We start from the raw sequence: 6,149 nt of genomic DNA, 5'->3' as shown, positions 1-6,149 counted from the left end.
GACGACGCCTAAAAAGCAAACAATATTAAGTGTTTTAGAAGATATAGCTTACCGTTCTGGCAAAAACGGCTGGACTTTAAGGAAAAACGCACAATTAACGTTAGAGGGATTGTTGTAATCATTAATGTAAAGTGATATGTAATAACTTATTTAATAAAAACAAAAAAACATCCCCATCCGCGAATGCTAATGGCATTCGCGGATGGGGTATTCGTTGTTAATCTTTGTCTTTACTCAACCTCTCAGCTTCTGTTGTTTAGAATCTCCAACCTTACCCAACCTTACAGTCAATTCGTATAGTGAAGCTCGACAACATCTGGGCTTCCGATGATTTTTTCTACTGAGGCGATAAATGTATCAGAACAATCTGACATATATTCTGTTTCAAGGGCGTAATCGCCATGGACAGGGTCTTCGAGATCTAAAAACACTTTGGCTTTCCCTTTGTGTTCTTTAAATACTTTTGTAAGCTGTTTGCTGAGGTCGTCATCGTATCTTGTTGTGGAAATTTTTATATGCACTTCGCCGCAGTTCGGTTGGAATTTTACTTTTGCTTCATCTATAGTCATCATATCTTCAACGATAATTTCCACCTGCCCTTCTGATCCCGTAAGTCTGCCTCTTATGACCACGACATTATTTGCAGTTAAATATCGCTGATATCTTTCAAACGATTTAGGAAAAAGTATGACCTCAACGCTGCCGTGAAGATCTTCAAGTTTAAACTTTGCGTAAGCTTCTTTTCTTGCTTTGGAAATCATCTTTTTTATTGAAGAAATCATGCCGGCAATGCGTACTATTTGTGCATCTTTAATATCAATATCTTCTTTTGGCACAGGGAGATTGTCCAATCTGTAATTTGAGTATGCGATAAGTTCTCTTTTACGAGGCGTTAAAGGATGTCCCGAAAGATAAAAGCCCAGCACTTCTTTTTCATATTCCAAAGCTTCAAAAGATTCGAGCGGTTTAACTTTTTGCAGTGAAAGTTCATTGCTGATAGTTTCCGCAGTGTCAAATAAAAATCCTTGAGCGGACTCCTTTTCCATCTTAATTTTTGCCGCTTTATCAACGGACGAATCGATGCTTTTCAGAAGACTTGCTCTTATTTCAAGTTTATCTTTCCCGAAAACATCAAAAACGCCAGCTTTGGCAAGGCTTTCAAGAGCCTTTTTATTTGTGGATTTTAAATCTATGCGCTGCAAAAATTCATCCCAGTCTTTAAATATACAGCCTTCATTTCTTGTCCGTTCAATTGATTCGGTTATGCCTTCTCCGACATTTTTTACCGCCAGAAGCCCAAAACGTATATTTTTCCCTTCGGCTTTAAACTTTCCATTTGAATGCTGAACATCTGGAGGAAGTATCTTTATGCCGAAAGATTCGGCATCGGCAAGATAAGTTACAAGCCTGCTTTCTTCATTATCTTTTACGGCTGAACGTCCTATCTCGGAATTAAGAAGTGCCGCCAAATATTCTAAAGGATAGTTGGCTTTTAAATAAGCGGTTTGATAAGAGAGCATTCCATATGCTGCAGAATGTGATTTGTTAAATCCATAACCTGCAAAAGCGTAAATATTGTCATAAATCTTATTCGCAATTTTTCTGTCAACACCTTTTTGCTGCGCGCCGTTGACAAACTTTTCCCTTTGTGCTTCGATTACCTCCGGTATCTTTTTGCTCATAGCTTTACGCAGTCCGTCGGCTTCTCCGGGGGTAAAGCCGGCCAGAGCTATTGCCATTTTCATGACTTGTTCCTGATACAAAATAACGCCGTAAGTATCTGCAAGAATCGGTTTTTGCAGTTCGTGATCATACTCTATTTCTTTTCTGCCGTGTTTTCTGGCGACAAAATCATCCAACATGCCTGACCCCATGGGACCCGGTCGGTACAATGCTATCAAAGCTATAATGTCTTCTATGTTAGAGGGTCTAAGTTTTCTTATAAGATCTCTCATTCCTTTGCTTTCAAGCTGAAAAACACCCAGTGATTTGGCGTCAGAAAGAAGTTCATAAGTTTTAGTGTCGTCAAGAAATATTTTATTTAAATCAAAGTTAGGTTCTTTTTCTTTGACGAGTTTTACACACTCATCTATAATAGTAAGAGTTCTTAACCCCAAAAAATCAACTTTAAGAAGTCCCAGCTGCGGCAGCACTACTCCGTCATACTGCGTTGTGATTATGTCTCTTGATCCTTTTGCCAAAGGAGAATAATTCATTATTTCTTCATTTGCGATAACCATACCTGCGGCATGCACCCCGGTATGCCTTTTTAATCCTTCCAAACGCTGCGACGCAGATATGAGTTTTGCTATTCTGCCATCTGTTTTGACAAATTTTGCCAAATCCTGCGAAGATTGTAAAGCTTCCGCAATGCTTGAATTAAAAGGAATAAGTTTTGCTATATTGTTTGATTCCGCAGGCGTAAAGCCCATAACGCGGGCAACATCTTTTATCACAAGCCGCGCCTGCATAGAACCGAAAGTTATAATCTGCGCACATTTTTCTTCGCCGTACTTTTTGCGCACATATTCAATCACTTTATCTCTTCCGAAATCGGCAAAATCTATATCCAAATCTGGCATTGAACGCCTGTCGGGATTTAAAAATCTTTCAAAAAGAAGCCCGTATTTCAAAGGACATATATCGGTAATTCCGAGCGTATAAGCAACCATTGCGCCGGCTCCAGAACCTCTGCCCGGCCCTACCGGCACTCCGTTATCTTTTGCGTACTTTATGAAATCTGACACTATTAAAAAGTATGAAGCAAACCCCATTTTATTTATGATTCCGAGTTCGTGTTTAAGTCTTTCTTCGTGTTCGGGTTTTACGTTTACATATCTTTTAACCAAACCTTCAAGGCATAGTTTTTCAAGATATTCGGAATCGGACTTATATTCTGCGGGTACTGGAAATTTTGGCAGAAGAAGCTGGTCTGATTTTATTTTGAGGTTTGTTTTTTCGGCAATCGCCAAAGTATTTTTCAGAGCCTGCGGAATATACGAAAAAACTTTTTCCATTTCTTCGGGAGAACGGTAATAAAACAAGTCCGATTCAAAACGCATTCTATTCATATCGTTTAAAGTTTTACCGGTACCTATGCAAAGCAGAATATCATGAATTTCCGCGTCCTCTTTTTTTAAAAAATGGCAGTCATTTGTTACGACAAGTTCGATACCAGTTCTTTTGGAAAGGTCCATGAGGCCGGGAATAATTTTTTGCTGGTTTTCAAGCCCATTATCCATTATTTCAATATAAAAATTCTCTTTACCGAAAATATCACAATACTCTATTGCCGCGGTTTCGGCTTTTGTCATATTACCTTTAAGAAGATTTGCGGCAACTTCACCCGCAAGACAGCCGGACATCGCTATTATTCCTTCGCTGTATTTGCGCAATACTTCTTTATCTACGCGCGGTTTGTAATAAAAACCTTCAGTAAAACCTATGCTTACTATATGCATAAGATTTTGATAACCTTTAAAATCTTTTGCAAGAAGCGTTAAATGATTGTAATTTCCGCCTTCTTCAGAAATTTTTTCAGCGCTTTTGTCAAACCGCGACTTTGGCGCGACGTAAATTTCGCAGCCAATGATAGGTTTTATTCCGCTTTCTTTTGCCGCCCAGTAAAATTCCATTGCTCCGTACATATTGCCGTGGTCGGTAATGGCAAGAGCCGGCATTTTATATTCTTTTGCTATAAGGTTAAATAGTTCTCCAGGTTTACCTTTGTCATCAATAAGACGGCAAGCGCCGTCAAGCAAAGAATATTCTGTGTGATTGTGTAAATGTACAAATTCTGCCATAAAAAATACTCACTTTTTTATATAATAATGTATATATTATATCATAATCAAAAATAGTTTTGTGTCAGTGTCCGCAGGATAAAAATATGGAAAATGTGAAAAAGCATTTTGAAGAAGAAGCAAAAGAGTATGACAAAATAATTACAAATCTTATCCCCTATTATCGGGAAATGACCGATACTTTAATTGATGTACTTCCTTTTGAAAAACAAAAAAATATTAAAGTTTTGGATTTGGGCTGTGGAACTGGAACAATATCGAAAAAAGTTCTGGAAAAATTTCCGAACGCCGAACTTTTGTGCGTTGACATCTCCGAAAAAATGATAGAAATGACAAAAATAAAACTTAAAAGTTATAAAAATGTGCATTTCCAAACAGGAAATTTTGCGAATATTGAAATAAAAGGGACTTTTGACGCGGCAGTTTCATCACTTGCAATACATCATTTGACGCATAAAGAAAAAAGAGTTTTTTATAAAAAAGTATATTCATTGCTAAAACCCGATGGATATTTTTACAATGCGGACATCATTTTGGCGGAAACGGAATATATGCAAAAAAAATATTTGGACAAATGGTTACAATATATGAAAAAAAACATGACGGAAAAAGAAATAGACGAAAAATGGATTCCGACGCACAAAAATGAAGATAAACCTTCAAAATTGTCAGACCAGATAAGCCAGCTCAAAGAAGCCGGATTTAAAACTCCTGAAATTGTCTGGAAATACTATGGCTTTTCTATCTTTGGTGCCATAGCATCACAAGTTAAAAAGACCTAAGTAATCCATTTTGTCATTGTTGTCAGCGGTCAGAAAGCTCAAAAGCAGCATTGTAATTCTATTACTTCTTATTGTTTAGCGATTGCTGTAACTTGTGCGTGAAGTGTTAGAATGCCATCTGTTAGGATGCTTTTATGCCATCCCGCAAATATAAAACTTAAAATCAGAGTTAGAAAAAACTTTAATAAGTTCAATTTTAATATTTTTTCTCATGCTGTTTTATTCGGTGGCAAAATTTTTAAAGAGATTGTGCAGCATTATTTTCCCGTAAAGCTGAAATCGGAAAAAACCATGCTTGCAATATCACTTCTTTCCTTAAAAAATAAAGCAAATTTGGAACCGTATGCCGTTATCGCATCTGTAGTATCCTGCACGAAGAATCTGCCTTTATTTGTTAAAAATATGATTTTGATTTCCCCTGCTTCGGGAAGACTGCCTTCCTTTTCAACGGACGTAAGCCCGCCGATATATTTTTGTGCTGATTCGACAAACTTTTTTGCTTCATTTCTTACTCTTTCGCTGTTTTGTTCTATAAATAATGTCATTAAAAGATTTTTTGAAAGCGCAAGTTCGTCATGCTTTTTCCAGTATTTTTTTATGTCTTCCTCATAATATTTTAAATATTTGTTTGCGGTATCATACATCAGCCGTGAAATTCCGGATTTTATTCCGTTTTCTCCGCTGATGACAAGGCAGTTTCCGCCGTAAACTATTTCAACTATTTCTCCATTGTTGTATGCCGCGGAAACCAGAAGCAAAAATCCCCCGACATTTTGTTCGGTGATAACGCCGTAAACAAGCGTCTCTTTATCGGACAATTTCAAGCCGAGCTGTTTAGGTGAAATTCCGATGACATCTTTTATCAAATCATTGTAATATGATGCCCTGTCCATATGTGATTTGCCGGGTTTTTTATTGTTTCCGCCACAAGCTGCCAAAGACGCAAAACAAATCAGCAATAAAGATAAAAATAAAATTTTCATATTTTTTTCTTGTCTGTGTCTGTCATCCTATGCTGACAAAGCGCCAACAGGCAGCAGTCTTTCTCAGCAGCTATGCCTTTATCCGTCTTTACTGTTTTCCAGTACTTTGCTTTTGTCATTGCTAAGCCAGCTTCTTAGCCATTCAGGTTTTGGCTTCCATCTTCCGCATTCCACTTTCTGCTGCTTTGCCGCCATATCCCTTCGCTTACCATAAAACATGTATTGTATGTTACTTTTATTTCTGCGATTTTGGCTTTTTTAACTGCTTCTGTAGATTGTGAGCCGGGCTGCATCCATATTTCTTTTATGCCCAGTTTTATGCAATCGTCAACAATCTTTTCGGTTACCGCAGGAGCAACGACAGTAATTACAATATCAGGCTTTTGTGCAAGCTCTTGCAGAGTTTTATATATTTTTACTCCGTTAACTTCTCCGCCGCGCACTCCTATGGGAAAAACATCGTAGTGCGCTTTAAACAAATCAAAGAATATCCTATATCCGAACTTTTCTGGTTTATCGTTTACGCCTACAACTGCAATTAATTTATTTTTCATCATGTTTTTATCCTTTATATGCCCTTA

The 6,149-nt window shown here is 37.5% G+C and carries 4 protein-coding genes; 1 reads left to right on the top strand and 3 read right to left on the bottom strand.

Features of this window, described 5'->3' with window-relative positions:
- Nucleotides 1-287: 287 nt before the first annotated feature.
- Nucleotides 288-3,803, bottom strand: coding sequence for a DNA polymerase III subunit alpha (locus LBD46_01170; GenBank protein MDR2425791.1), 3,516 nt, complete (start codon nucleotides 3,801-3,803; stop codon nucleotides 288-290).
- Between the two features lie 86 nt (nucleotides 3,804-3,889).
- Between LBD46_01170 and LBD46_01165 the strand changes: the two genes are divergently transcribed.
- Nucleotides 3,890-4,585: a methyltransferase domain-containing protein gene (locus LBD46_01165; protein MDR2425790.1), complete on the top strand. Its 696-nt coding sequence runs from the start codon at nucleotides 3,890-3,892 to the stop codon at nucleotides 4,583-4,585.
- A 257-nt stretch (nucleotides 4,586-4,842) separates the two neighbouring features.
- On the opposite strand, the gene LBD46_01160 is transcribed toward LBD46_01165, so the two are convergent.
- Entirely contained in the window at nucleotides 4,843-5,568 is a 726-nt protein-coding gene (locus LBD46_01160) for a hypothetical protein (GenBank protein MDR2425789.1), read from the bottom strand.
- A gap of 134 nt (nucleotides 5,569-5,702) precedes the next feature.
- Nucleotides 5,703-6,122, bottom strand: coding sequence for a CoA-binding protein (locus LBD46_01155; protein ID MDR2425788.1), 420 nt, complete (start codon nucleotides 6,120-6,122; stop codon nucleotides 5,703-5,705).
- Between the last annotated feature and the right edge of the window lie 27 nt (nucleotides 6,123-6,149).

Source organism: Candidatus Endomicrobium procryptotermitis (genome assembly GCA_031279415.1).
In the GTDB taxonomy this organism is placed as follows: domain Bacteria; phylum Elusimicrobiota; class Endomicrobiia; order Endomicrobiales; family Endomicrobiaceae; genus Endomicrobium_B; species Endomicrobium_B procryptotermitis.
The sequence above is the reverse complement of the archived record's forward strand: the minus strand, read 5'-3'. Positions and strand labels throughout refer to the sequence as shown.

What these genes read in the sequence shown, in the direction of transcription:
- LBD46_01160 (MDR2425789.1), bottom strand. Translation starts at nt 5,568, where the DNA reads ATGAAAATTTTATTTTTATCTTTATTGCTGATTTGTTTTGCGTCTTTG.
- LBD46_01165 (MDR2425790.1), top strand. Translation starts at nt 3,890, where the DNA reads ATGGAAAATGTGAAAAAGCATTTTGAAGAAGAAGCAAAAGAGTATGAC.
- LBD46_01155 (MDR2425788.1), bottom strand. Translation starts at nt 6,122, where the DNA reads ATGAAAAATAAATTAATTGCAGTTGTAGGCGTAAACGATAAACCAGAA.
- LBD46_01170 (MDR2425791.1), bottom strand. Translation starts at nt 3,803, where the DNA reads ATGGCAGAATTTGTACATTTACACAATCACACAGAATATTCTTTGCTT.